The organism is Aquamicrobium lusatiense, from assembly GCF_014201615.1.
Taxonomy (GTDB): Bacteria; Pseudomonadota; Alphaproteobacteria; order Rhizobiales; family Rhizobiaceae; genus Mesorhizobium; species Mesorhizobium lusatiense.
The window spans coordinates 76,966-101,045 of record NZ_JACHEU010000005.1 but is presented as its reverse complement, the minus strand read 5'-3'; the positions used below and the strand labels follow the sequence as shown (position 1 = coordinate 101,045).

Below are 24,080 nucleotides of genomic sequence, written 5' to 3'. Positions count from 1 at the left end.
AGCGGCGCTCCCCAAACAGGCCATGAGGACGCTCGAAAACGTTGCAGGCTGGGTCTGAAGCAGGCCGGCCCGGTTTCCCGGACCGGCTGTCTTTATTTTTCCTGCGCTCCATGCGATTCTAAGAAAAGGGACACCGCTCCTGACCGGTCATGCGCACTGCCGCCTCTGCCCACATTTTCAGGAGCATGCGATGGGTTCTTCCCCAGTTTGTACAATTACCTTCGGCCGCGTGGCCCCATGTCTGCCGGTTCGTGACATTCGGGCAGCCTTTGCCTTCTACTCCGGTATTCTCGGCTTTCAGAAAGTGTTCGAGAACGGCGACCCTGTCGGGTTCATGGTTCTGAAGAAGGATGCCGCCGAGATACATCTCAGCCAGAACCGGGCGCATGTCGCGACGACGGTCAATGTGTTTCACATGTTCGTCAGCGACATCGACGCATTTCATGAGATCTGCGAAGCGGCGGGCGTGCGGATCATCAAGGCGTTGAAGGACAAGGACTACGGCCAGAGAGCCTTCGTTCTTGCCGATCCCGATGGCAACCGGATCGATGTTGGGGAACGACGTCCGGCCTGATCGCTAGGCGGCAGCACCAACAAAAAAAGCCGGGTCGAAACCCGGCTTTTTTAGGGAGTTCGCGCCGCTCAGAAATAATCCTGCAACGGGCGCACTTCGAGGGAGCCGGCCTTGAGGGCGGCGATGGCTTCCGCCACGGCGGCCATGCCGGCCAGCGTGGTGTAGTAGGGCACCTTCTGCATCAGCGTGGCGCGGCGCAGCGACTTGGAGTCCGACACCGCCTTCTGGCCGTCCGTGGTGTTGAAGACGATCTGCACCTGACGGTTGCGAATGGCGTCCTCGATGTGCGGGCGGCCTTCGAGCACCTTGTTGATCTTCTCCGCCGCGACGCCGTTCTCGGCGAGGAAGCGCTGGGTGCCGCCGGTGGCGAGCACGCGAAAACCCTGTTCGGCGAGGCGGCGCACGGGCTCAAGCACGCCCTGCTTGTCGTCATCGCGCACCGAGACGAACAGCGTGCCGGAACGCGGCAGGTCAACGCCCGCGCCAAGCTGCGCCTTGGCGAAGGCCAGCGCATAGTCGCGGTCGAGGCCCATGACCTCGCCGGTCGATTTCATCTCCGGCCCGAGCAGGATGTCTACGCCGGGGAAGCGCGAGAACGGGAACACGGCTTCCTTGACCGCGATGTGGCCGGGATTGCGCGCGTTCGGCTTCTCGCCATAGTGGGCGAAGGCGGCGTCCAGCGTCTCGCCGGCCATGATGCGGGCGGCGACCTTGGCGATCGGCTTGCCGACCGTCTTGGCGACGAACGGCACGGTGCGGCTGGCGCGCGGGTTCACTTCCAGCACATAGATGGTGCCGTCCTTGATGGCGTATTGCACGTTCATCAGGCCGCCGACATTGAGCGCCTTCGCGAGTGCCGCGGTCTGGCGCTCCAGCTCGTCGACGATCTCGTCGGAAAGCGAGTGGACGGGCAGCGAGCAGGCCGAGTCGCCCGAATGGATGCCGGCTTCCTCGATGTGCTCCATGATGCCCGAGACATAGACGTTGTCTCCCCCATGGGCGGCGTCGCACAGGCAGTCGACATCGACCTCGATGGCGCCCGACAGATAGGTGTCGAACAGCAGCGGGTTCTTGCCGAGCAGCGTGTTGATCTGGCCGGTCTTGTCGTTCGGGTATTTCTGCTTGATGTCTTCCGGCACCAGCTCGGGCACGGTGTCGAGCAGGTAGGTCTGGAGCATGGCCTCGTCGTGGATGATCTGCATGGCGCGGCCGCCCAGAACGTAGGAGGGGCGCACCACCAGCGGGAAGCCAAGCTCGCCGGCCACGGTGCGGGCCTGCTCGACCGAATAGGCGATGCCGTTCTCGGGCTGGGTGAGGTCGAGCTTCTGCAAGAGCTTCTGGAAGCGGTCGCGGTCTTCGGCGAGGTCGATCATGTCGGGCGAGGTGCCGAGGATCGGAATGCCGTTCTTCTCAAGCGCTTCGGCGAGCTTCAGCGGGGTCTGGCCGCCGAACTGGACGATGACGCCGACCAGTTCGCCACGGCTTTGCTCCATCCTGAGGATCTCGATGACATCCTCGGCGGTGAGCGGCTCGAAATAGAGGCGGTCGGAGGTGTCGTAGTCGGTCGAGACCGTCTCCGGGTTGCAGTTGATCATGATCGATTCATAGCCGGCCTCGGCCAGCGCGAAGCAGGCGTGGCAGCAGCAATAATCGAACTCGATGCCCTGTCCGATGCGGTTGGGGCCGCCGCCGAGGATGACGACCTTCTTGCGATCCGACACGCCGGCCTCGTTGGCGGGCGCGCCGGCAAAGGGCTGCTCATAGGTGGAATACATATAGGCGGTAGGCGATGCGAACTCGGCGGCGCAGGTGTCGATGCGCTTGTAGACCGGGTGGACGGCGAGCGAATTGCGCAGATGCGCGACCTCCTTCGGCTTGGTGCCGGTAAGCGAAGCGAGGCGGGCATCGGAAAAGCCCATGGCCTTGACCATGCGCATATTGGCGGCGTCCTGCGGCAGCCCATGCTCGCGGATGCGGGCTTCCATGGCGATGATGCCGGCGATCTGCTCCAGGAACCACGGGTCGATCTTGCACATGGCGTGCACGTCTTCCAGCGAGGTGCCCATGCGGATGGCCTGCGCCACCATGCGCAGACGGTCGGGCGTCGGGGTGCCGAGGGCGGCGCGGATGGCGTTCTTGTCATCGCCCTGACCGACGCCGGGGATCTCGATCTCGTCGAGGCCGGTGAGGCCGGTTTCCATGCCGCGCAGCGCCTTCTGCAGCGATTCCTGGAAGGTGCGGCCGATGGCCATGACCTCGCCGACCGACTTCATGGCGGTGGTCAGGGTAGGCTCCGCGCCGGGGAACTTCTCGAAGGCGAAGCGCGGGATCTTGGTGACGACATAGTCGATGGTCGGCTCGAAGGAGGCGGGCGTGGCGCCGCCGGTGATGTCGTTGTCCAGCTCGTCCAGCGTGTAGCCGACAGCGAGCTTGGCCGCGATCTTGGCGATGGGGAAGCCGGTGGCCTTGGAGGCGAGCGCTGAGGAGCGCGACACGCGTGGGTTCATCTCGATGACGACGAGGCGGCCATCGGCCGGGTTGACGGCGAACTGGACGTTGGAGCCGCCGGTCTCGACGCCGATCTCGCGCAGCACCGCGATCGAGGCGTTGCGCATGATCTGGTATTCCTTGTCGGTCAGCGTCAGCGCCGGCGCGACGGTGATGGAATCGCCCGTGTGGACGCCCATCGGATCGATGTTCTCGATCGAGCAGATGATGATGCAGTTGTCCGCCTTGTCGCGGACGACCTCCATCTCATACTCCTTCCAGCCGAGCACGCTTTCCTCGATCAGCACCTCGGTGGTGGGGGAGGCGTCGAGGCCGGACTGGACGATCGAAAAGAATTCCTCGCGGTTGAAGGCGATGCCGCCGCCGGTGCCGCCGAGCGTGAAGGAGGGGCGGATGATGGCGGGCAGGCCGACCGCATCGAGCGCCTGCGCGGCCACGCCCATGGCATGCGAGACATAGCGCTGCTTGCGGTCGCCTTCGCCGAGGTTCCAGCTCGTTTCGAGGGCGTCCAGTTCCTTGTCGGACGCGCCGGAGGCCTTGAGCGCTGCGCGCTCGGCCTCATGCTTCTTGCGGTCGGCGTCCTTGACCTCGGTGGCGTTGGCCAGCATCGATTTCGGCGTTTCCAGCCCGATCTTCGCCATCGCCTCGCGGAACAGGGCGCGGTCCTCGGCCTTGTCGATGGCGTGCGCGTCGGCGCCGATCATCTCGACATTGTAGCGCTCCAGAACGCCCATGCGGCGCAGCGAAAGCGCCGTGTTGAGCGCGGTCTGGCCGCCCATGGTGGGCAGCAGCGCATCCGGGCGCTCGCGGGCGATGATCTTGGCCACGACTTCCGGGGTGATCGGCTCGATATAGGTGGCATCGGCCAGATCCGGGTCGGTCATGATGGTGGCCGGATTGGAGTTGACCAGAATGACGCGGAAGCCTTCCTCGCGCAGCGCCTTGCAGGCCTGTGTGCCGGAATAATCGAACTCGCACGCCTGCCCGATGACGATAGGGCCTGCACCGATGATCAGGATGGATTTGATATCGGTGCGTTTTGGCATGGCGGGGTCCGTTATGGCTGTGCATGCGAAACACCGGCGCCGGTTTTCCGGGTCGGTTCACGCTGCGTGGATTCTTGGTTCAGGCTAAGGGGGCCTTATAGGGGAGAGTTTCCGCCGATGTAACCCCGAAAAATGCATGTTTGCCCAGCGAATACGCATAGGCCGGCAAATTGTCGGTGCCGTGAAGCTGCGGAGCGGCGGGCGGAACGACCGGCGGGGCAGGGCGTTGTTGCCATGACCGGAACCGGCGGCCGAGATTGGTCATGACTCGGTCCCATGGATACGGTATCTATCGAAGCCGAAGGGACAAGGCTGGCCTGCGAGGTCTGCCAGAGAATGAGGACGACAAGCGCATGCGCTGGAGAGGCCGTCGCCAGAGCGACAATATTGACGATCAGCGCGGGCAGGGCGGTTTCGGCCGGCCCGGAAACATTGGCAGCGGTCCCGGCCGAATGCGCATACCGATTGGCGGGCGCGCCGGCGGCGGCGGACTTTCGACGATCGTCATACTGGTGGTGCTGTTCTTCGGGCTGAAGGCCTGCGGCATCGACCCGATGCAGGTGCTGACCGGCGGCGGCGGCGGACTGCTGCCGGGTGAGGACAGCGGCCGCACGACGTCGAGCGAAACCGGCCCGGGCTCCAGTTCAGGCTCGGCCCGCAACGACGAGATGAAGCAGTTCGTGGCCACGGTTCTGGCCGAAACGGAAGATGTGTGGAACGGCATCTTCCAGGCCAACGGCCTGACCTATGAGGAGCCGAAGCTGACGCTGTTCGAGGGGCAGATCCGCTCGGCCTGCGGCTTCGCGTCATCGGCTTCCGGCCCGTTCTACTGCCCGGCCGACAAGAAGGTGTATCTCGACACCTCCTTCTTCCGCCAGCTTTCCGAGCAGTTCGGTGCTTCCGGCGATTTCGCTGAGGCCTATGTGGTTGCGCATGAGGTTGGGCATCACGTCCAGAACCTGATCGGCGTGCTGCCGAAGTTCAACCAGATGCGCCAGCGCATGGGCGAGAGCGAAGCCAACCACATGTCGATGCAGGTCGAGCTTCAGGCTGACTGCTTCGCCGGCGTGTGGGGACACTACACGGCGCAGAAGGGCATTCTGGAGGAGGGCGATCTTGAGGAGGCGCTGAACGCCGCCCAGCAGATCGGCGACGACACGCTGCAAAAGCGCACGCAGGGCTATGTGGTTCCCGAGACCTTCAACCACGGCACTTCGGCACAGCGCCAGAAATGGTTCGCCCGCGGCTACAAGAGCGGCAAGCTCTCTGACTGCGATACGTTCAACAACCCGATCTGACGCGGGAAAACTCTCCATCCTGCCGCCATTGCCTGAAGGTGGGGGCCTGAAGGTGAAGGGCGGCAGGGTGCGGGGCCTGTGATGCCTCGGCGCGAATGGGGTTTTCCGATCGGCTCTCCGCCGGGCTTTTCCTTTCCGGGAGAAGCGCGGGGAGCCGACACAGGTCATGCCAGCCGGATACCATGTGGAATTTGTCGTCACTGCCGGTCGATTTGCCTGTGCTGGCCTTTCTGGCGCTGGTCGCGGCCCTGTCCGGACTTGCGCGCGGATTTTCCGGTTTCGGCGCGGCACTGGTGTTCGTGCCGCTGGCCAGTACCGCGGTGCCGCCGGCGGTCGCCGTGCCGCTGCTGCTGGTGATGGACGCCCTGCTGGCGTGGGGCTTCATCCCAAAGGCGGTGCGGCTGGCGAACCACCGCGATGTGGGGCTGATGACGCTCGGTGCCATCGCGGGCATTCCCGCCGGCGTCTACCTGCTGAGCACTCTCGACCCGCTGACCATCAGATGGTCGATCGTGGCCATCGTGGTTCTGCTTCTTGCACTGCTGATGTCGAGATGGCGCTATGACGGCGAGCCGGCCAGCCCGCTGACCGTTCTGGTCGGAGCCGTTTCGGGCGTGCTGGCGGGCGCCGCGCAGATCGGCGGGCCGCCCGTGGTCGCCTACTGGCTCGGCGGCCGCTCCAGCGCCAGCGTCGTGCGGGCCAACATCATCCTGTTCTTCGCCATCTCCACCGTGCTCTCGGCCATCAGCTACATATGGGGCGGGCTGATCACCGTTCACGTGCTCATGCTGGCGGTGCTGCTGGCGCTGTTCTACGGTGCCGGCCTGTGGCTGGGCAGCCGGATGTTCGGGCTGGCGAACGAGCGCACCTTCCGCCGCATCTGCCTCGCCATGATCGCCGTCTCGGCCCTGATCAGCATGCCGATCCTCGACGGGCTGCTGCGGCCGCAGGCGGATGCGGAAATCGGCGCTGCGCCAGCCGATGTCAGCATCATGAAACGCTGATCCGTTCTTCTATTGTTCCGCAGTTGCGGCTGGAATATAAGAAGCGTCCGCCGCGTTGGCGCAGGAGGACAGTCCGGAATGGTCGAAGCCGGAACAGCACGGCGCGGGCTTGCCCTCGTCTTCACCATATTGCTGCTCGACATTGTCGGCTTCGGCATCATCATGCCGGTGCTGCCGGCGTTCCTGCAGGAATTGTCGGGGGTCGACGTGAGCGCAGCGGCGCGGGAGGGCGGATGGCTGCTGTTCGTCTATGCCGCCATGCAGTTCGTGTTCGCGCCGGTGATCGGCAATCTCTCGGACCGCTTCGGACGCCGCCCGGTGCTGCTGGCCTCGGTGTTCACCTTCGCCATCGACAATCTGATCTGCGCCATCGCGTGGTCCTATCCCATGCTGTTCATCGGCCGGGTGCTGGCCGGTATCAGCGGCGGCAGCCATTCGACGGCGTCGGCCTTCATCGCCGACATCAGCACCGACGAGAACCGGGCGCGCAATTTCGGGCTGCTGGGCATCGCTTTCGGCGTCGGTTTCGTCATCGGGCCGGTGCTGGGCGGCATCCTTGGCGAATTTGGTCCCCGCGTTCCCTTCTTTTTCGCGGCGGGGCTGGCCTTCGCCAATTTCATCGTCGCCTTCTTCTTCCTGCCCGAAACGCTGGAGGCGAAGCATCGCCGGCCTTTCGAGTGGCGGCGGGCGAGCCCGCTCGGCGCGCTGCGGCAGATGCGCAACTATCCGGGCATCGGCTGGCTGGGGCTGGTGTTCTTCCTGATGATGCTCGGCCACATGGTCTACCCTTCGGTATGGGCCTTCGTCAGCGACTATCGCTATGGCTGGAGCGAACGCCAGATCGGCCTGTCGCTGGGACTGTTCGGCCTGTGCGGGGCGGTGATCATGGCGACCGTGCTGCCGCGCGTGGTGCCGGTGCTGGGCGAATGGCGCACCGCCGCCATCGGGCTTGCCTTCACGGCGATCGCGGCGTTCGGCTATGCCGCAGCATGGCAGGGCTGGATGATCTATGCGGTGATCGTGGCGACCTGCATGGAGGCACTGTCGGAGCCTCCGCTGCGCAGCCTTGCCGCCGCACAGGTACCGCCGTCCTCGCAGGGCGAGTTGCAGGGTGCGATCACCAGCCTGTTCTCGGTCACAGCCATCATCGCGCCGCTCATCTACACCAACATCTTCTCGTGGTTCACCGGGCCGGCCGCGCCGGTGGAATTCGGCGGGGCTTCCTATGTGGTGGCCGGCCTGTTCCTGAGCGGTGCGCTGCTGGTGCTGGTGACGAAGGTGCGCGCGCCGCAAAGCAAAACGGCGGCCATGGAGGCCGCCGCCGAAAACTGAATGCGCCCCTGAAAGGGTTCAGGCCCGCTCGGCCAGAGCCGGCTCACCCTTGCGGGCGCGAATGAGATTGGCGAAGCGGCGGAAGAGGTAGTGCGAATCCTGCGAGCCGGGTGAGGCTTCAGGGTGGTGCTGCACCGAGAAGACCGGCTTGCCGACGATGGTGATGCCGCAGTTCGAGCCGTCGAACAGCGAGACATGGGTTTCCGTCACGCCTTCCGGCAGCGAGGCGGTATCGACGGCAAAACCGTGGTTCATGGACACGATCTCGACCTTGCCGGTGGTGTGGTCCTTGACCGGATGGTTGGCGCCGTGATGGCCCTGATGCATCTTGACCGTGTTGCCGCCGGCGGCGAGCGCCAGGATCTGGTGGCCGAGGCAGATGCCGAAGATCGGAATGTCGGTTTTCAGCAGCTCGCGAAGCGTCGGCACCGCATAGTCGCCGGTGGCGGCCGGATCTCCGGGGCCGTTGGAGAGGAAGATGCCATCCGGCTGAAGGGCCAGGATGTCCTGCGCGGCAGCGGTGGCGGGCACCACCGTGACCTTCGCGCCAAGGCCGGCCAGCAGGCGCAATATGTTGCGCTTGACGCCGAAGTCGACGGCGACGATGTGCATGGAGGGCTCACCCTGCTCACCATAGCCTTCGTTCCACACCCAGGGCGTTTCTTCCCACAGGCTGGACTGGCCGCTGGTGACGTCCTTTGCAAGGTCGAGGCCGACGAGGCCCGACCAGCCGGCGGCCTTCTTCTTCAGCGTCTCGATGTCGAAATTGCCGTCCGGCGCATGGGCGATGACGGCATCGGCCACGCCCTTGTCGCGCAGCAGAGCGGTGAGCGCGCGGGTGTCGATGCCCGACATGGCGACGATGCCGCGCTTTTCCAGCCATTCGTTCAGGCCGCCGGTGGAGCGGTAGTTCGAGGGGGTGGAGATGTCGGCCTTGAAGATGGCGCCGACGGCGCCGGCACGCGAGATGGGCGCCAGGCTTTCCTCGTCTTCGTCATTGACGCCGACATTGCCGATATGTGGGAAGGTGAAGGTGACGATCTGGCCGGCATAAGAGGGATCGGTGAGGATTTCCTGATAGCCGGTGAGCGCGGTGTTGAAGCAGACCTCGCCGATTGCCTCACCCGAAGCGCCGAGGCCGCGGCCCTCGATCACCGTTCCGTCGGCGAGGACGAGCAGGGCGGTCGGCTTTTCCGAAACCCAGGGGGCAGTGCTGGCCATGGCGGCGCTCCATCGTGAAGTTGCACGGATGCGCGGCCGGCCGGCCGAATATCCGCGGCAAAAGGCACGGGGCCTGCGAAAATCACGCCGCCGCCGCACATCTGATGCTCAGTTCATGCTAAGGCTCACGAAATAGGGGAAGCGGCAGGCCCGGTCAACACCATGCGCCGCCAAGTCGCAGCTTTTCTGCGCCGTCCGGATATTTCATGCAGGATGCGGCCCAAAACCGCTTTTCAGCGCCGGGCGACATGCTCTATCTGGGCCATTCAAGGAGAAACGATCATGCGCGAACGGCTGATGGACGAAGTGAAAACGGCGATGAAGGCGGGCGACAAGTTCCGCCTGACCACGCTGCGGCTGATTCAGGCGGCAATCAAGGACCGCGACATTGCCAATCGCGGCGTCGGCAAGGAAGCCGCGGGCGCGGACGAACTGGCGCAGCTTCTGGCCAAGATGGTCAAGCAGCGCGAGGACTCGGCAAAAGCCTTCGACGATGGTGGTCGGCCGGAACTGGCGGCCAAGGAGCGCGAGGAGATCGTGGTGATCCGCGATTTCATGCCCCGCCAGATGGACGAGGCCGAGACGGAAGCGGCGATCCGCGCGGCAATCGCCGAAACGGGGGCCGCAAGCGTCAAGGACATGGGCAAGGTGATGGCCGCCTTGCGCGAAAACTATGCCGGCCAGATGGATTTCGGCAAGGCGAGCGGAACGATCAAGAGCCTGCTCGGCTGAACCAAATCACCCGAACACGAGCGAGCGGTGCGTGGCCACGCCGGCCATGACACCATCGCCGCAGGCCCAGGCGACGGAGTGCGCGCCGCGCGCAATGTCGCCTGCGGCATAGATGCCGGGAACGGTGGTTTCCTTCAGGGAATCGGTGCGGATGAAGGTCCCGGCGGCATGCTCATCGACGGCGCAGCCGAGTTTTTGCGCGATGTCGCTGTTGAAGCGGGTGCGCGGGCCGACATAGAGCGCATCCAGCGGATCGATGCGCCCGTTTGCCAGTTCGATGCCGGACAGATGCGGCAGGTCGCCATGCAGGGCTGTGACGGCGGCGGGTTCGATGGCGACGCCGCGCTGTTCCAGTTCGGCGAGTTCCTGTGGGTCCGGGGCGGGCTGGCCGTTGAGATAGAAGGTCACCGGCCCCCATTCCGCCACCAGCATGGCCTGATGCGCAGACATGGGCGTGGAGGCGAGAACGCCGAGGCGCTGGCCTGAAAATTCATAGCCATGGCAATAGGGGCAATGGATGACGGACGCGCCCCAGCGCTCCGCCAGTCCGGGAATAGCGGGCAGATCGTCGCTCAGACCGTAGGCGAGGACCAGCTTGCGGCCATGGAGCGTGGTGCCATCGTCCAGATCGATGCGGAAACCGTCTTTTTCGCTGCTGGCATCGGTGGCGCGGGCGCTGATGAAGCGCGCCGTGGGGTAGGCGCTGACCTGCGCGCGGGCGGTGGCGAGGATGGCGGCGGGGTCGCTGCCGTCCTGCGCCAGAAAGCCGTGCGAGTGGGCGGCGAAGCGGTTGCGCGGCGCGCCGGCATCGACGATGCAGACGGAGCGGCGGGCGCGGGCGATGTAGGTGGCTGCGGACAGGCCGGCAAAGCTGCCGCCGATGATGATGGCGTCATATTGCGCGGGAGCCCCGGCGCGGATGGCTGTGTCAGGGAGCATGAATTGTCTCCAGATCGTGGGCGCCGCCATGGACGGCAAAACGGCGGTGAAAATCCTCGCTGAGCATGGCCAGCGTCACCTCGCCGAAACGGGCGAGCAGGTGTGCCTCGGCGTCGTCGAAGGCAGCGCCAAGGGCTGCGTTGACGGCCTGCTCGACCAGGCAGCCCGGCGTTTCGGTGCGATTGCCCATGGCGAGCAGGGCCGGCTGGCCGATCGCATCATAAATGTCGCGCAGGGTGATGCGGGAGAGATCGCAAGCCAGCACCCAGCCGCCACCATGGCCCTTTTCCGAGCGCACATAGCCTTGCTCGCGCAGGCCGGCCATGATGCGGCGGATGACCACCGGGTTGGTGTTCATGGCCCGCGCCAGCACTTCGGAGGTGACGGGTTCCCTGTGCTCGGCCATGTGCAGGAGAACGTGGAGGATGCCGGAAAGTTTGCTGTCTCTTTTCATGTAACTTTATATGTTACGTGATGGCCCTGGCGTCAAGATGTGCTCGTCGCCTGTTCGCGAACTGATTCAGTTTTTGCCGGTTATCCTGTTGTTTTTGGGAGGGAAAAATTTATTGCTCCGGCGCTCTGAAGCGCGTCGCGATCTTTCAGATGCGCCCCTTGCGCATGCTGTTGTCCCGAAACCGGCTCCCGCTTTTCGGGGGACATGTTTTAGCCGGTGAGGTGGTGCTTGAGGGGCATGCAGACATCGGAGGCCGAGACGCGGGGGAATGTGGAGCGTCCGACGTGGTGCGGCGGCGGTGCGTTGCTGTCGTGGATCAGAATTGACGGGCGGTGCCGGGGCGGAAGTTGCGGATGGGGTGGGAGAGTCTCGCTGCCCGCCATGGTGGCGAGACGCTTCCTGCCGGCACGTGCAGCGATAGTTGCCGCGAAGAGATCTGTTGTCGGGCAGCTCTGCGCTGCGAACTTTGGTCCGGTGCCGGAGGACAGCTTCACCGGCATGAGGAAGATAGGATGCATGACCAGGAAAAGGCTGTTCAGGCGGATATCGGAATGCACGCCTGTCATGCCAAAACCGTCATGACATATCCGCCGAATGGTGGCCGTAAGAGAGAGCGGGTGAGGGCTTTGCAGCCTTGCCTTCAGCTTGCGCGCAGGCGCGAGCCGCGCAGCAGGCCGCGCTCTTCCAGAACCGGATAGACTATGGAGGTCAACAGCGAGTTGATCTGCTTGAGGTCGCGCAGCGTGTCGAGGTGGATGGAACTCGTTTCGATCGACTTCAGCGTGCCGTCGCGCAGGCGCAGGAAGTGGCTGTTGCTAGCCTCGCGCTCCATGTCGCGCAGCCGGTCCTTTTCCTGAACGAGCTGGCGCGCGGTTTCCGTGTCGCGTGACACCAGAACGTTGAAGGTGAGGCGGGCATTGGCGAGAACGGCGCTGTGGAAGGCGGTGATTTCCTGCCAGCCTTCCGGCGTGAATTCCAGATTGAGCGCCATCTTCTTGCGCACATGGACCAGCATGTTGCGCACGATGATGTCGCCGACCTGCTCCAGCTTGACGCAGGCACCGATCAGTTCCTGGCAGCGCAGCGCCTGATCCTCGGTGAGCGGATTGCGGATCAGCTTCGCCAGATAAATTTTTATGGCGGCATGGCGCTCGTCGACGCGGTCGTCGAGGGCTGCCAGCGCGTTGATCTTGTCCTCGTCGGCATTCTCGTAAAGCTCGATGATGCGCTTGAGCATGATCTCGACGGTCTCGCACACGCGCACTACCTCGCGCGTGGCGTTGGCCAGCGCCTGCGGCGGACTGGACAGTGCCGTCTCCGACAGGGCCGACAGTTCCGTGACCTGCACCGGCTCTGCCGCCTGCTTTGCGCCGAGCGCCACGATTTTTTCCGAGGCGCGGTAGACGAGACCGGCCAGCGGCAGGCCGGCGATCAGGATGATGACGTTGAACAGGATGTGCGCGTTGACGATCTGGTCCGATGCGGTGGCGCCGAGAAAACCGATCTGCGGCTTGAACGTCATGACCAGAACCAGCATGACGATGGAGCCCATGCCGCGCATCAGAAGATTGCCGACCGGCACGATGCGCACCCCGGGCTCGGAATTGCGGGTCAGCATCGGGGCGATGATGGAGGAGCCGAGATTGACGCCCAGCACCAGAACCACGCCGAGTTCCGGCGTGATCAGGCCGCGTCCGGCCATGGTCGCCATCAAAAGCACGGAGGCGATGGAGGACTGGAACAGCCATGTGATCAGTGCCGCCAGAAGATAGGCGGTGATCGGGTCGCCCGAGAAGTAGTTGATGATCATCGGCATCAGCGGGCTTTCGCGCAGCGGTTCCGATGCCTGGCCGATCATTTCAAGCGACAGGATGAGCAGGCCGACGCCGACCAGAATGCGGCCCTTCTGGCGCCAGTCGCGGCTTTCCGTGGCCATGAACAGGAATGTGCCGATGATGAGGCAGAGCGGCACCAGCAAGGTCAGATCATAGGTCAGAAGCTTGGCCACCAGCGCCGAGCCGATCTCGGCCCCGCGCACGGCAAGCTGGCCGGCGAGGCCGGACACGATGCCCGCACCGGCAAAAGAGCCGACGAGCAGGGTGACGGCGGTGGAGCTTTGCAGGGCGATGGCAAGGCCGGTGCCCGCCAGTACGGCCATGATCGGGTTCTGCAAGGTTGCGCGCAGCTTGTGGCGCAGCACATCGCCATAGGCGCGCTCGACGCCCGTCTTCACCAGCCGGGTGGCATAGAGCATCAGCGCTACGGCGCCAGCCAGATGGATGAGGACGACGGATCCGGTCATGCACACCTTCCCGCACGGTCGGCCGCCACGGAGGCTGTTTGCAGCCGCCACGGTGAACAGGGGGCGCGACCAACGCGCAAACGAAGGCGAATCAATTTCATGGCGGGAGTATCCATCAGGAGCTTATATTTTAGCCGGGTAATCAATATTGTCCAGCCCTTACAGGAGTTTGTCTTATATATATGGCCGTATGGAGGCGTTTTCACAGGCAGCTTGCCGGGAGGTCGAAAAACGGGCTCCGGGCGCGATGTGTGGCTTCACAGCATGAATCAAGTGACCAGCATAAGAGGCGGATTTCATTACGGTATTGTAATGCGCCTGTTCAGTTTCTGTTCATCGGCCGGGTTCTATCCCTGTAGTCATCGACAACACAGGAGCGCTTTCCATGAAACGCATCATTCTCTCGCTGATGGCCATCTCGATGCTGGCTGCGACTTCGCTTCAGGGGCAGGCCGCTCCGATCAACAGGCCGGCAGCACCGCAGGCCGAACTGGTTCAGGTCGACTACCGCAAGCCCGTGCAAGGGCAGAACCACAAAAAGCCTGTCTACAACAACGCCAAGAAGAAGCCTGCGCCCAAGTACGACAACCGCCGCGACAATGGCCGTTATGGCAACCACCACACGGCGAAGAAGCCGAATTATGCGAAGCAGCATAACTGGAAGCGCGGCCAGCGCTATTCCGACTGGCGCCGCCACCCGCCGGTGCGCGACTATCAGCGCCACGGTCTGAAGCGCCCGGCACCGGGCCAGCAGTGGATCAAGGTCGATAACGACTATCTGCTGGTCGGGCTCGCCACGGGGCTGATCGCCGGGGTGATCGCAGCGCGGTAAAATGCGTTCGAACAAGCGGAGAGGGCGGCCATGTGCCGCCCTTTTTGCGTTCGTGCCTGTGAATATCGTGCATGGGCCGCGTAGCGATTCGTCTTCCGCGGGTGCTGCGTCTATATGAAGAGCTATGCGCTTCTCGCCCTCATTCCTCGACGAAATACGCGACCGCGTGCCGATCTCCTCGGTCATCGGCACGCGGGTGACGTGGGACCGCAGGAAAACCAACGCGCCGAAGGGCGACTGGTGGGCCTGCTGCCCGTTCCACGGCGAGAAATCTCCGAGCTTCCACTGCGAGGACCGCAAGGGCCGCTACCATTGCTTCGGCTGCGGCGTTTCGGGCGACCATTTCAAGTTCCTGACCGAGCTGGACGGCTTAAGCTTTCCCGAGGCGGTGGAGCGCGTGGCCGACATGGCGGGCGTGCCGATGCCGGCGCGCGACGTTCAGGCCGAGGCGCGCGAGAAGCAGCGGGCCGAACTCACCGACGTCATGGAAATGGCGACGGCCTTTTTCGAGGAGCGGCTGCAGGCTTCGGAGGGGGCAAAGGCGCGCGCCTATCTGCGCGACCGTGGCCTCACGCCGGCGACGCAGCAATCGTTTCGGCTTGGCTATGCGCCCGAGAGCCGCAATGCGCTTAAAGAGTATCTGGCTTCACGCGGGGTCGGCCGCGACGAGATCGAGGCTTGCGGCCTTGTCGTGCACGGGCAGGACGTTCCCGTCTCCTATGACCGCTTTCGCGACCGCATCATGTTTCCGATCCCGGATTCGCGTGGGCGCATCATCGCTTTCGGCGGGCGCGCCATGTCGCCGGACGCGCCGGCCAAATATCTGAACTCGCCGGAGACCGAACTCTTCCACAAGGGCAATGTGCTCTACAATTTCGCCCGTGCCCGCAAGGCGGTGGCGCGCGGCGAGACGGTTCTGGTGGTGGAAGGCTACATGGACGTGATCGCGCTGGCGCAGGCCGGTTTCGAGAACGCCGTGGCGCCGCTCGGCACGGCGCTGACGGAAAACCAGATCGAGCTTCTGTGGCGGATGACGCGCGAGCCGGTGCTGTGCTTCGACGGCGACGCTGCCGGGCTCAAGGCGGCGTGGCGGGCGGCCGATCTGGTGCTGCCGCTGATCCAGCCTGAGCGCACGGCGCGTTTCGCGCTGCTGCCGGACGGCAAGGACCCCGACGATCTGGTGCGCAGCGAGGGCGCGGACGCCTTCCGCACCGTGCTGAACGAGGCACGGCCGCTGGCCGACATGCTGTGGACGCGCGAGACTTCCAACGGGGTTTTCGAGACGCCGGAACGGCGGGCCGAGCTGGAAAAGACGCTGCGCGAGCTGGCCGGCCGCATCCGCGACGAAAGCGTGCGCTTCCACTACAATCAGGAAATGCGCGACCGGGTGCAGAATTTCTTCGGCGCGCAGCGCAACCGTCAGCAGGGGCAGGGGCGCGGTCAGGGGCGCGGGCAGGGCAATTTCCAGAACGGCTTCAAGGGGCCGGGCCCGTGGTCGCGGCAGGGCGGCGGCCGCAACGCCATCACCGAAAGCCTCGGGCGCTCGGCGCTGGTGAAGCGCGGCGGCGAGGTGATGACGGCGCGCGAGGCCACGATCATGGTGGCGCTCATCAATCATCCGGCGCTGATCGACGAGTTTTTCGAGCATATCGAGTTCCTCGACCTCGCCAATGGCGACCTGCGCAAGCTGCATGCCGCACTTCTGGATGCGCTGGCCCATGACATGGCCAACGAGAAGCAGGCGGTGATCGAGGCGATTGGCCGGGCCGGATGCGCCGAAATATGGGAGCGCGCCGAGGCGCTGATGCGGCGCACGCGGCAATGGCCGGCGCTGGAGGGGGCCGCTCTCGACGATGCGCGCGACGCCTTCGCGCAGGCCTTGCACTTGCACCGCAGCGCGCGCACTCTACATAAGGAGCTGAAGCAGGCCGAGGCCGCGCTCGCCAGCGAGCCCACAGATGAGAATTACAGGCGCCTTGTCGAGATACAGGCGCAATTCCGGGATGTGCAGGCGACGGAGGCCCTGATCGAAGGCTTCGGAGTGTTGTCGGGACGAGCCGGCAGGAGTTAGCCGGCAGCAGCAGTCTGCGGAACGCTGAGGAGCGATCCGCGGCCTAAGGAAGCATTTGGGGCAATTGATTCGCTTTTTTGGGGCGAATCATGCCACAGGCGCTTGACCTATTGGCAGAATGACGGAATCAGGTCGATTCGAATTACTGTTAACCCGACTTGCTTTCAACTCAACGGGGCGTCGACGAAAAGAACGCAGATGCAGATGTGCCGTTTGATGCTCGGTGAAAAATCTGAGACACGATGAAGAGACCAGGGTTAATCCAGGCTTAACGAGAGATGCGGCAAGTGTCGCGATGAACGCGTCGTTTCAGCGGACGCAGACGAATTTGCAGCAGGCTTAGATTTCGCGGCTTGAACAGCCGTCCGGAGGCAGAAGAAGAATGGCGACAAAGGAAAAGGAAGAGGTCGAGACCGAGCGCGAGGGCACAACCGACGGCCCGCTGCTCGACCTTTCCGACGATGCTGTCAAGAAGATGATCAAGGTCGCGAAGAAGCGCGGCTATGTCACCATGGACGAGCTGAACGCCGTCATGCCCTCCGAGGAGGTCACTTCCGAGCAGATCGAAGACACGATGGCCATGCTGTCCGATATGGGCATCAACGTCGTGGAAGACGATGAACAGGCCGAAGATGGCGAGAACGAGGCTTCGGAGGACGATCCTCAGGAAGTCGCCGAGCAGACCGGAACCGCTGTCGCGACCGTCGCCAAGAAGGAGCCGACCGACCGCACCGACGACCCCGTGCGCATGTATCTGCGCGAAATGGGCTCGGTGGAGTTGCTGTCGCGCGAGGGCGAAATCGCCATCGCCAAGCGCATCGAGGCTGGCCGCGAAACGATGATCGCGGGCCTGTGCGAAAGCCCGCTGACTTTCCAGGCCATCATCATCTGGCGCGATGAGCTGAACGAATCCAAGATCCTGCTGCGCGAGATCATCGATCTCGAAGCCACCTATGCCGGCCCCGAGGCCAAGCAGGCGCCGGTGGTGGAGCGCACCGACGAGGACAACAAGCCCAAGGCCGAGGAAAAGCCGCGCCGTGGCCGTGGCGAGGACGACGACATCACCAATGTCGGCGGCGATACGCGCGGCGAGGAAGAGGAAGAGGAAGAAGACGAGGCCAACCTGTCGCTGGCCGCCATGGAGGCGGAACTGCGGCCGCAGGTCATGGAGACGCTCGACGTCATCGCCGACACCTACAAGAAGCTGCGCAAGCTGCAGGACCAGCAGGTGGAAAACCGTCTGGCCGCCGCCGGCACGCTGTCGCCCAGCCAGGACCGCCGCCTGAAGGAGCTGAAGGACCAGCTTATCACGGCGGTGAAGTCACTGTCGCTCAATCAGGCCCGCATCGAGGCGCTGGTCGAGCAGCTTTACGACATCAACAAGCGTCTGGTGCAGAACGAGGGCAAGCTGCTGCGTCTGGCCGAGAGCTATGGCGTGCGCCGCGAGGAATTCCTGAAGGAATATCAGGGCACCGAGCTTGATCCCAACTGGACCAAGGCGATCGCCAATCTCTCCAGCCGCGGCTGGAAGGAGTTCTACCAGAACGAGAAGGACACGATCCGCGACATTCGCGGCGAGATCCAGAACCTCGCCACCGAGACGGCGATCTCGATCCTCGAATTCCGCAAGATCGTCAATCAGGTGCAGAAGGGCGAGCGCGAGGCGGCCATCGCCAAGAAGGAAATGGTCGAGGCAAACCTGCGCCTCGTCATCTCCATCGCCAAGAAGTACACGAACCGCGGCCTGCAGTTCCTTGACCTCATTCAGGAAGGCAATATCGGCCTGATGAAGGCGGTGGACAAGTTCGAGTACCGGCGCGGCTACAAGTTTTCAACTTACGCGACATGGTGGATTCGTCAGGCGATCACCCGTTCGATCGCCGATCAGGCGCGCACCATCCGCATTCCGGTGCACATGATCGAGACGATCAACAAGATCGTGCGCACCTCGCGCCAGATGCTGCACGAGATCGGCCGCGAGCCGACCCCGGAGGAACTGGCGGAAAAGCTCGCCATGCCGCTGGAAAAGGTGCGCAAGGTTCTCAAGATCGCCAAGGAGCCGATCTCACTCGAAACCCCGGTGGGCGACGAGGAAGATTCGCATCTCGGCGATTTCATCGAGGACAAGGGCGCGATCCTGCCGATCGACGCGGCCATTCAGGCCAATTTGCGCGAGACGACGACGCGCGTGCTGGCTTCTCTGACGCCGCGCGAGGAGCGCGTGCTGCGCATGCGCTTCGGCATCGGCATGAACACTGACCATACGCTGGAGGAAGTCGGCCAGCAGTTCTCGGTGACGCGCGAGCGCATCCGCCAGATCGAGGCCAAGGCTCTGCGCAAGCTCAAGCATCCGAGCCGCTCCCGCAAGCTGCGCTCGTTCCTCGACAGCTAAGCGGCATTACGATTTCAGAAAAAAGGCCGGGCATTTGCCCGGCCTTTTTGCTTTTCCGCGGCGGGGTTCAGGCTGGCCACAGCTCCATTGCCGTCATGACGATGCCGCCGGCAGCGACAATGATGAGCAGCGCGCCGGAAATGCGCAGCATGGTGCGGTGGACGGACGGCTTCAGGAGCCTTGCGACCAGCAGGTAGATGAGGAACAGCGTCGCGAAATCCAGCACGATCCACAGCACCGTGAGCAGGGCGATGCTGGTGTTGGGGTCGGGGGTGATGCCGATGAACTGCGGGAAGAAGGACGCGAAGAAGATGATGTCCTTCGGGTTCGAAATGGCCATGACGAAGCCTTTCGAGAAGCCGCCGACCCGTGGCTGGACGGGCTCCAGTTCCGGTTCGCCGGCCCCGGACTCCCGCAAAATCTCCCATCCGATCCAGCCTATGTAGCAGGCGCCGGCGAGCTTCAGCACGCTGAAGGCGGTTTCGTTGACGGCAAAGATGCCCTTCACCACCAGCGCCGACAACAGGATGAGCACCAGCGAGGCGGCATTGGTGCCGGCAATGGTGTTGAAGGCTTTTCGCGCGCCGCCTGCCAGCCCCGCGCCGGTGACCAGAACGGCGACCGGACCGGGAATGGCGATCATGGTGATGACGGTGATCACGTAGAGAAAGAGAATGCCGAAATCGATATGCATGGGCTGTTTCCGTGAAAGCACCCTGCGTCCGGGCAGAATCGGGCGCGGTGCTTCAGATCATTGTTGTTGCGCGGGGGTGCGCTTTGCCGAAACCGGTTCGCGCGTTGGGGCGGCAGCTTCAGTGCTGCGACAAAGCACGGAAAACCGTCTCAGGCCAGCGCCAAATGATGTGCTTGCTCCGGACAAAGGGACCATGGGCCGCTGAAAGTGAAAAGCCGGGCAGTGCCCGGCTTTTCGTGGGAGCGCGCACGCTGCTTATGGCATGCAGCGGGTCTGGAAGTTCGATCCGTCGAGGGCCGCGCCATTGACGTTGAGCACGGAGCCGGGGTTCTGGGTGAGCGAGCCACCGACCCATGAGCCCCAGGCGGAGACGAGGCAGTCCTTCGGTGTTCCGGCGACCGTGACATCGCCCTTCAGGTCGATGGAGGGTCCCATGAAATAGAGACCGGCCTGACCGGCATTGCTGATGCTGGTGGTGCCGAAGTCGATGTTGTTCACCGGCCCACCGAGGAATTCATAGTCGCTGCCGTAGATGAATACGCCATAGGTGCCGGGATTGGTGATCGACACATTGTTGAAGCTGATGTCGCCGACCGGATTGAGGAAGATGCCCGTGTTGCTGGCGCCGTCGCTGGAGAAGCCATCGACGCGGACATTCGTGGTGACGGCTGCATCGGGCAGGGTGGAGGAAGTGATCAGCATCAGCCCGTTGACGCCGCCCTTGAGGGCCATGTCCGTGATGGTCACGTCCGAGGTTCCCTGCAGGACGACGAGGTCCATGTCGCGGTCCTGCGCGGAATTGTCGATCGTCACCTTGTTCATGGTGACGTCATTGGCTGCGACGAGCAGGATTCCTTCGCGGCGCGAGCGGGTGATGGAGACATTGTCGATGGTGATGTCGGTGGCGGCGCTGGTGATGACCGGCGGCCAGCCGCTGTCATCGATGTGGCTGCCGGCGAAGATGCCGTAGGTGACGCCTTCGATGACGGTGTCGCGCACCGTCAGGCCGCTGGTGCCCAGCGCGCTGACCGCGGCATGCGGCGCGTCGTTCGGCCGGCCGACCGCGAACTCGCACGTCGTGTTGTTCTCGCAGATGTAGAGATCGTGGATATAGGCATTCGCGATGGTGGCGCCGGTGACGTTCTCAAGGCGAATGCCGTCGCCGGCCGTGCCGCTGATGTCGACGTCGTGGATGAGGATGTTCGCAGCGCCCGTGCTCTGGATGGCGGCAAGCCCGCCGGTCATGGTGACGGAGGCGATCTCGCTGCCCGAGGCCATCGACACCACGTCGGCAAGCGGGTTCGTGCCGCGCAGGGTGGTGGCGACGCCGTCGTTGCGGAAGGTGGTTTCAAGCCCGCTTTCGGCACCGCGCACGGCAAGGGTGCCGCCGCCACCGATGAGATGCTGGTTGGTGCCGAGCAGAAGCGCCTGCGTCAGCGCGATCTCGCCGCTGGCCAGCGCCAGCGCATTGTCGCCGGCAGCGGCAAGGCTGCCGTTGATGGTCGAGGCGTCGCCGCTGTTCGGGCCGATGGTGACGACCTTGCCGACCGTCTGCCCGGAGGAAACATATTCCGCCGCTTCGACATTGCCGGTCGTGCCGAGATGGGAGCGCACCTTCTCCTCGCGCTCGACGGGCTGATAAAGCGGATCGAAGGCCGTGGTGGAGGAGGCGGAGCCACCGGCGCCGAGCGGGATCCGCAGGCGCACGCGCAGACCGGCCTCCAGATGCTCCTCGTTGTCGTAGGACAGGGATGTGCCGAGGCTGAGCGTCGCGTCCGGCCGCACGCCGGGCAGGCCGGCGAGAACCAGTTCGGCGCGGGCGCGGGCGCCGACCGTGTCGTCCATGTTTTTGCCTTCGTACCAGTAGGCGCCGCCGAACAGCTTGAACTGCGCCTGCGCATCGCGCGGGAACACGGGCAGGCGCGCGCCCACCTCCGCATCGACGCCTGCGCGCGCACGCTCGCGGCCCGACTGGAAGAGCAACTGGTCGCCGGACACATAGGCGCTGTTGAACTCTTCCGCCAGCCGTGACCCGGTGAGCGGCAGATAGGCGTTGGCGCGCGCCTCGAAGACGCTGCCGAACAATTCGGCACCGAAGGAAAGCTGCTGGAAGGTGTTGCCGCGCTCCGTGCGCAGCGCATCATAGTAGCCGTAGCCGCCGAGGATCAGGCCGTTGTCCAGTTTTCGGCGCAGGCCCGCGCCGAAGGAGCCGAAACGCACCGACTGTTCCGCCATGCCGCCACGGCCCTCGATGAAGAGATAGGAGCCGTCGTCGAGCGTGAAGGGGAAGGTGATGCCAATGCTGCCATTGCCGGTTCCATAGGACAGCCCGCCCTGCAGTTCGACGACGGGTTGCGGCGACTGAGCCAGGGCGGACACGGGCAGACATACGCCGGCCAGAAGGGCGGCGACGAGGGCAGGGAAGGATTTCATGGCAGATCCGAAGCTTGAGACTGTGGCCGCGAGCTAGATTACATGACTGTAAGAGTCAACTTTTTTGCAGGGTGAAAAACAGATGTTCCTGTGGACATGATCCGCAGGTTGCCACGCGCCGATGGGCTGGTATTGTTCCTGCCTGCGCCGGCGGGGCGCTCGGGAGGGGACTGCCGCATGTCAATCGAATTCCTGCTGACCACGCTCATCATCGTCGCCTCGCCGGGAACGGGCGTGGTCTACACGCTGGCGGCCGGGCTTTCGCGGGGCGGGCGGGCCAGCGTGCTTGCGGCCTTTGCCTGTACGCTCGGCATCGTTCCGCATCTGGTGGCGGCGCTGACGGGGCTTGCAGCGCTGCTGCACACCAGCGCGCTCGCCTTCGAGATCGTGAAATATGCGGGCGTCGCCTATCTGCTCTACATGGCCTGGCAGAGCCTGCGTGAGAAGGGCGCGCTGCGGATCGATGACAACACGGATGCGCGCAGCGTGCGGCAGGTTCTGGTCGACGGCATCCTCATCAACCTGCTCAATCCGAAGCTGTCGATCTTCTTCGTGGCCTTCCTGCCGCAGTTCATTTCCGCCGGAGAGGAACATGTATTGGCGCGCATGCTGGAACTGTCGGGCGTGTTCATGCTGGCGACCTTCATCATCTTTTCCCTCTACGGCCTGTTTGCCGCGGCCATGCGTGACAAGGTGGTCGGCAGCCCGCGGGTGATGGCGTGGATGCGGCGCACTTTTTCCGCCGCCTTCGTGGCGCTGGGCGCGCGGCTGGCGCTGCAACAGCAACAATAAGCTGCCGGTCAACGGCGCTTTCCTTTCAGGGTGCGCCGCCGATTATCACCCGGCCTGCGTCAGGTTTTTTGACGCGGGCTGATGGCTGTTTTGCCCCGCTGAGATACCCGCAGGGTTTACGCTCTCAGCCGGTGCTGCCTGCATTTTTTCGATCTATCGTAAGATATATCTTGATTTCGATTTTCGCGATCCTAATTGAGATATATCTTACGATATGACGAAAGGAATTCACATGCGTGGACATCATCATTTCGCCAGCCGCGCGGAGCGCGCGCTCTGGCATGCGGCGGAACGTTTTGGTCGCGGGCCGTTCGGCTCGGGAATGCGGGGCGGCGGCCCCGGCGGGCGGCGCGGCGGGCCGGGCGATTTCCTGCGTGCCGGCCGCATGTTCGGCGACGGCGACCTCAAGCTGGTGGTTCTTTACTTGATGGCCGAAGCGCCGCGCCACGGCTACGACATCATCAAGGCGCTGGAAGAGCGCTCCAGCGGCTTCTATGCGCCGAGCCCCGGCGTGATCTATCCGACGCTGACCTTCCTCGAAGAAGCCGGCTATGCCGTCTCGGCTCCCGAAGGCGCGAAGAAGGTGTTTTCGATCACCGAGGCGGGGTCCGCCCATCTGGCCGAAAACCGCGACATGGTGGAGCGGGCGCTGGAGCAGCTGGAGCGTTTCGGCCGCAAGATGGCCAAGGCGCGCGAGTGGTTCGGCTGGGACGACGAGGCGCAGGAACGGCGCGGCGGGCGCAGGGATGACGAGCTTCGTTCCGTGCGGCGCCGGCTGAGGGCAGCGCTTGCCGACATTCTGGATGGTCCGGAAGAGCGGCGCGCGCAGGCTGCAGATATTCTGAAGACTGCCGCCGAGGCGCTGGAAGCCCTGAACCGGGACTGAGCCGGTCACTGGTTCCGCCAGCCGGCGAGGCGTTTTCGCGCCTTGCCGGCTTTGGCTTGGCAGTGAGGGTTTTCCCATCTGCGGCTTCGGAAGCCGAAAAGCGATTTCCCTTTGCGGCCCGATGTTCTAGTTAGACATGCAGCTGCCGGATGCGTGCCTGCGGGACGATGTTTCCGCGTTCGCGCCATTGCGGGAGCCATTTGCACCGCGGTGTTTGCTGGAATTGCCCAAGGAGGAGCCCATGTCTTTCCTGAAACGTCTTTTCGGCGGCGGAGCGCCTGCGCAGGATGCGGAGCCGGCACCTGCCAGACAGGTCGAGCACAAGGGCTTCACCATCATCGCGACACCTTACAAAGCTGATGGCCAGTACCAGACCTGCGGGCTCGTCACCCGCGAGATCGACGGCGTGGTGAAGGAACACAAGTTCATCCGCGCCGATCGCTTTCCCGGACTGGACGATGCGGCAGACATTTCGATCCGCAAGGGCATCCAGCTCGTGGACGAGCAGGGCGACAGCATTTTCGGCCCTGCCTGATCGGGGGCCTGATCCGAGGGGGCTGACCCGGCGGG

19 protein-coding genes are annotated in these 24,080 nt (G+C 64.1%); 11 read left to right on the top strand and 8 right to left on the bottom strand.

Annotated elements, in window-relative coordinates; translation table 11 throughout:
- The first annotated feature begins 190 nt into the window (after positions 1 to 190).
- Positions 191 to 574: a bleomycin resistance protein gene (locus HNR59_RS18615; protein ID WP_183832548.1), complete on the top strand. Its 384-nt coding sequence runs from the start codon at positions 191 to 193 to the stop codon at positions 572 to 574.
- Positions 575 to 642: 68 nt separating this feature from the next.
- On the opposite strand, the gene carB is transcribed toward HNR59_RS18615, so the two are convergent.
- Positions 643 to 4,128: a carbamoyl-phosphate synthase large subunit gene (gene carB, locus HNR59_RS18610; protein WP_183832547.1), complete on the bottom strand. Its 3,486-nt coding sequence runs from the start codon at positions 4,126 to 4,128 to the stop codon at positions 643 to 645.
- Between the two features lie 353 nt (positions 4,129 to 4,481).
- On the opposite strand from carB, the gene ypfJ reads away from it, so the two are divergent.
- The 3 genes from ypfJ to HNR59_RS18595 all read left to right on the top strand — a co-directional run bounded on the left by ypfJ (position 4,482) and on the right by HNR59_RS18595 (position 7,762).
- Entirely contained in the window at positions 4,482 to 5,426 is a 945-nt protein-coding gene (ypfJ, locus tag HNR59_RS18605) for a KPN_02809 family neutral zinc metallopeptidase (RefSeq protein WP_183832546.1), read from the top strand.
- A gap of 182 nt (positions 5,427 to 5,608) precedes the next feature.
- Positions 5,609 to 6,430, top strand: coding sequence for a sulfite exporter TauE/SafE family protein (locus tag HNR59_RS18600; protein WP_183832545.1), 822 nt, complete (start codon positions 5,609 to 5,611; stop codon positions 6,428 to 6,430).
- Between the two features lie 78 nt (positions 6,431 to 6,508).
- A complete protein-coding gene (locus HNR59_RS18595) occupies positions 6,509 to 7,762 on the top strand; it encodes a TCR/Tet family MFS transporter (RefSeq protein ID WP_183832544.1) in 1,254 nt (417 codons plus the stop codon).
- A gap of 18 nt (positions 7,763 to 7,780) precedes the next feature.
- Here the strand turns inward: HNR59_RS18595 and carA are convergent, their stop codons facing one another.
- Positions 7,781 to 8,983: a glutamine-hydrolyzing carbamoyl-phosphate synthase small subunit gene (gene carA / locus HNR59_RS18590; RefSeq protein ID WP_183832543.1), complete on the bottom strand. Its 1,203-nt coding sequence runs from the start codon at positions 8,981 to 8,983 to the stop codon at positions 7,781 to 7,783.
- Positions 8,984 to 9,265: 282 nt separating this feature from the next.
- Here carA and HNR59_RS18585 point away from each other — a divergent pair, with 282 nt between their 5' ends.
- Positions 9,266 to 9,715, top strand: coding sequence for a GatB/YqeY domain-containing protein (locus HNR59_RS18585; protein ID WP_210307434.1), 450 nt, complete (start codon positions 9,266 to 9,268; stop codon positions 9,713 to 9,715).
- Positions 9,716 to 9,721: 6 nt separating this feature from the next.
- Here the strand turns inward: HNR59_RS18585 and HNR59_RS18580 are convergent, their stop codons facing one another.
- The 4 genes from HNR59_RS18580 to HNR59_RS18565 form a co-directional block, all read right to left on the bottom strand.
- Positions 9,722 to 10,654 carry an NAD(P)/FAD-dependent oxidoreductase gene (locus HNR59_RS18580; RefSeq protein ID WP_183832542.1) on the bottom strand — a complete coding sequence of 311 codons (933 nt, stop codon included), beginning with the start codon at positions 10,652 to 10,654 and terminating at the stop codon, positions 9,722 to 9,724.
- Positions 10,644 to 11,108, bottom strand: coding sequence for an Rrf2 family transcriptional regulator (locus HNR59_RS18575; RefSeq protein WP_183832541.1), 465 nt, complete (start codon positions 11,106 to 11,108; stop codon positions 10,644 to 10,646). Before HNR59_RS18575 ends, HNR59_RS18580 begins: the two co-directional genes overlap by 11 nt.
- Before the next feature lie 209 nt (positions 11,109 to 11,317).
- Positions 11,318 to 11,674, bottom strand: a complete 357-nt coding sequence (locus tag HNR59_RS18570; RefSeq protein ID WP_183832540.1) for a hypothetical protein — start codon at positions 11,672 to 11,674, stop codon at positions 11,318 to 11,320.
- Between the two features lie 74 nt (positions 11,675 to 11,748).
- Complete coding sequence (locus HNR59_RS18565) at positions 11,749 to 13,410, bottom strand: Na/Pi cotransporter family protein (RefSeq protein WP_183832539.1); 1,662 nt, start codon at positions 13,408 to 13,410, stop codon at positions 11,749 to 11,751.
- A 385-nt stretch (positions 13,411 to 13,795) separates the two neighbouring features.
- On the opposite strand from HNR59_RS18565, the gene HNR59_RS18560 reads away from it, so the two are divergent.
- The 3 genes from HNR59_RS18560 (at position 13,796) to rpoD (ending at position 18,705) form a co-directional block, all read left to right on the top strand.
- Complete coding sequence (locus tag HNR59_RS18560) at positions 13,796 to 14,242, top strand: RcnB family protein (protein WP_183832538.1); 447 nt, start codon at positions 13,796 to 13,798, stop codon at positions 14,240 to 14,242.
- Positions 14,243 to 14,366: 124 nt separating this feature from the next.
- Entirely contained in the window at positions 14,367 to 16,313 is a 1,947-nt protein-coding gene (gene dnaG, locus HNR59_RS18555; protein ID WP_183832537.1) for a DNA primase, read from the top strand.
- Positions 16,314 to 16,695: 382 nt separating this feature from the next.
- Complete coding sequence (rpoD, locus tag HNR59_RS18550; RefSeq protein WP_183832536.1) at positions 16,696 to 18,705, top strand: RNA polymerase sigma factor RpoD; 2,010 nt, start codon at positions 16,696 to 16,698, stop codon at positions 18,703 to 18,705.
- Positions 18,706 to 18,772: 67 nt separating this feature from the next.
- Here rpoD and HNR59_RS18545 read toward each other — a convergent pair whose 3' ends face one another.
- Positions 18,773 to 19,399 carry a LysE family translocator gene (locus HNR59_RS18545; protein ID WP_183832535.1) on the bottom strand — a complete coding sequence of 209 codons (627 nt, stop codon included), beginning with the start codon at positions 19,397 to 19,399 and terminating at the stop codon, positions 18,773 to 18,775.
- Between the two features lie 255 nt (positions 19,400 to 19,654).
- Entirely contained in the window at positions 19,655 to 21,832 is a 2,178-nt protein-coding gene (locus HNR59_RS18540; RefSeq protein ID WP_183832534.1) for a right-handed parallel beta-helix repeat-containing protein, read from the bottom strand.
- A 177-nt stretch (positions 21,833 to 22,009) separates the two neighbouring features.
- On the opposite strand from HNR59_RS18540, the gene HNR59_RS18535 reads away from it, so the two are divergent.
- From HNR59_RS18535 to HNR59_RS18525, 3 genes are all read left to right on the top strand, one after another.
- On the top strand, positions 22,010 to 22,624 hold the full coding sequence (locus HNR59_RS18535; RefSeq protein WP_183832533.1) for a LysE family translocator: 615 nt from the start codon (positions 22,010 to 22,012) through the stop codon (positions 22,622 to 22,624).
- 232 nt (positions 22,625 to 22,856) lie between these two features.
- Positions 22,857 to 23,510 carry a PadR family transcriptional regulator gene (locus tag HNR59_RS18530; RefSeq protein WP_425488680.1) on the top strand — a complete coding sequence of 218 codons (654 nt, stop codon included), beginning with the start codon at positions 22,857 to 22,859 and terminating at the stop codon, positions 23,508 to 23,510.
- A gap of 241 nt (positions 23,511 to 23,751) precedes the next feature.
- Positions 23,752 to 24,045, top strand: a complete 294-nt coding sequence (locus tag HNR59_RS18525; RefSeq protein WP_183832531.1) for an HlyU family transcriptional regulator — start codon at positions 23,752 to 23,754, stop codon at positions 24,043 to 24,045.
- The last annotated feature ends 35 nt before the right edge of the window (positions 24,046 to 24,080 follow it).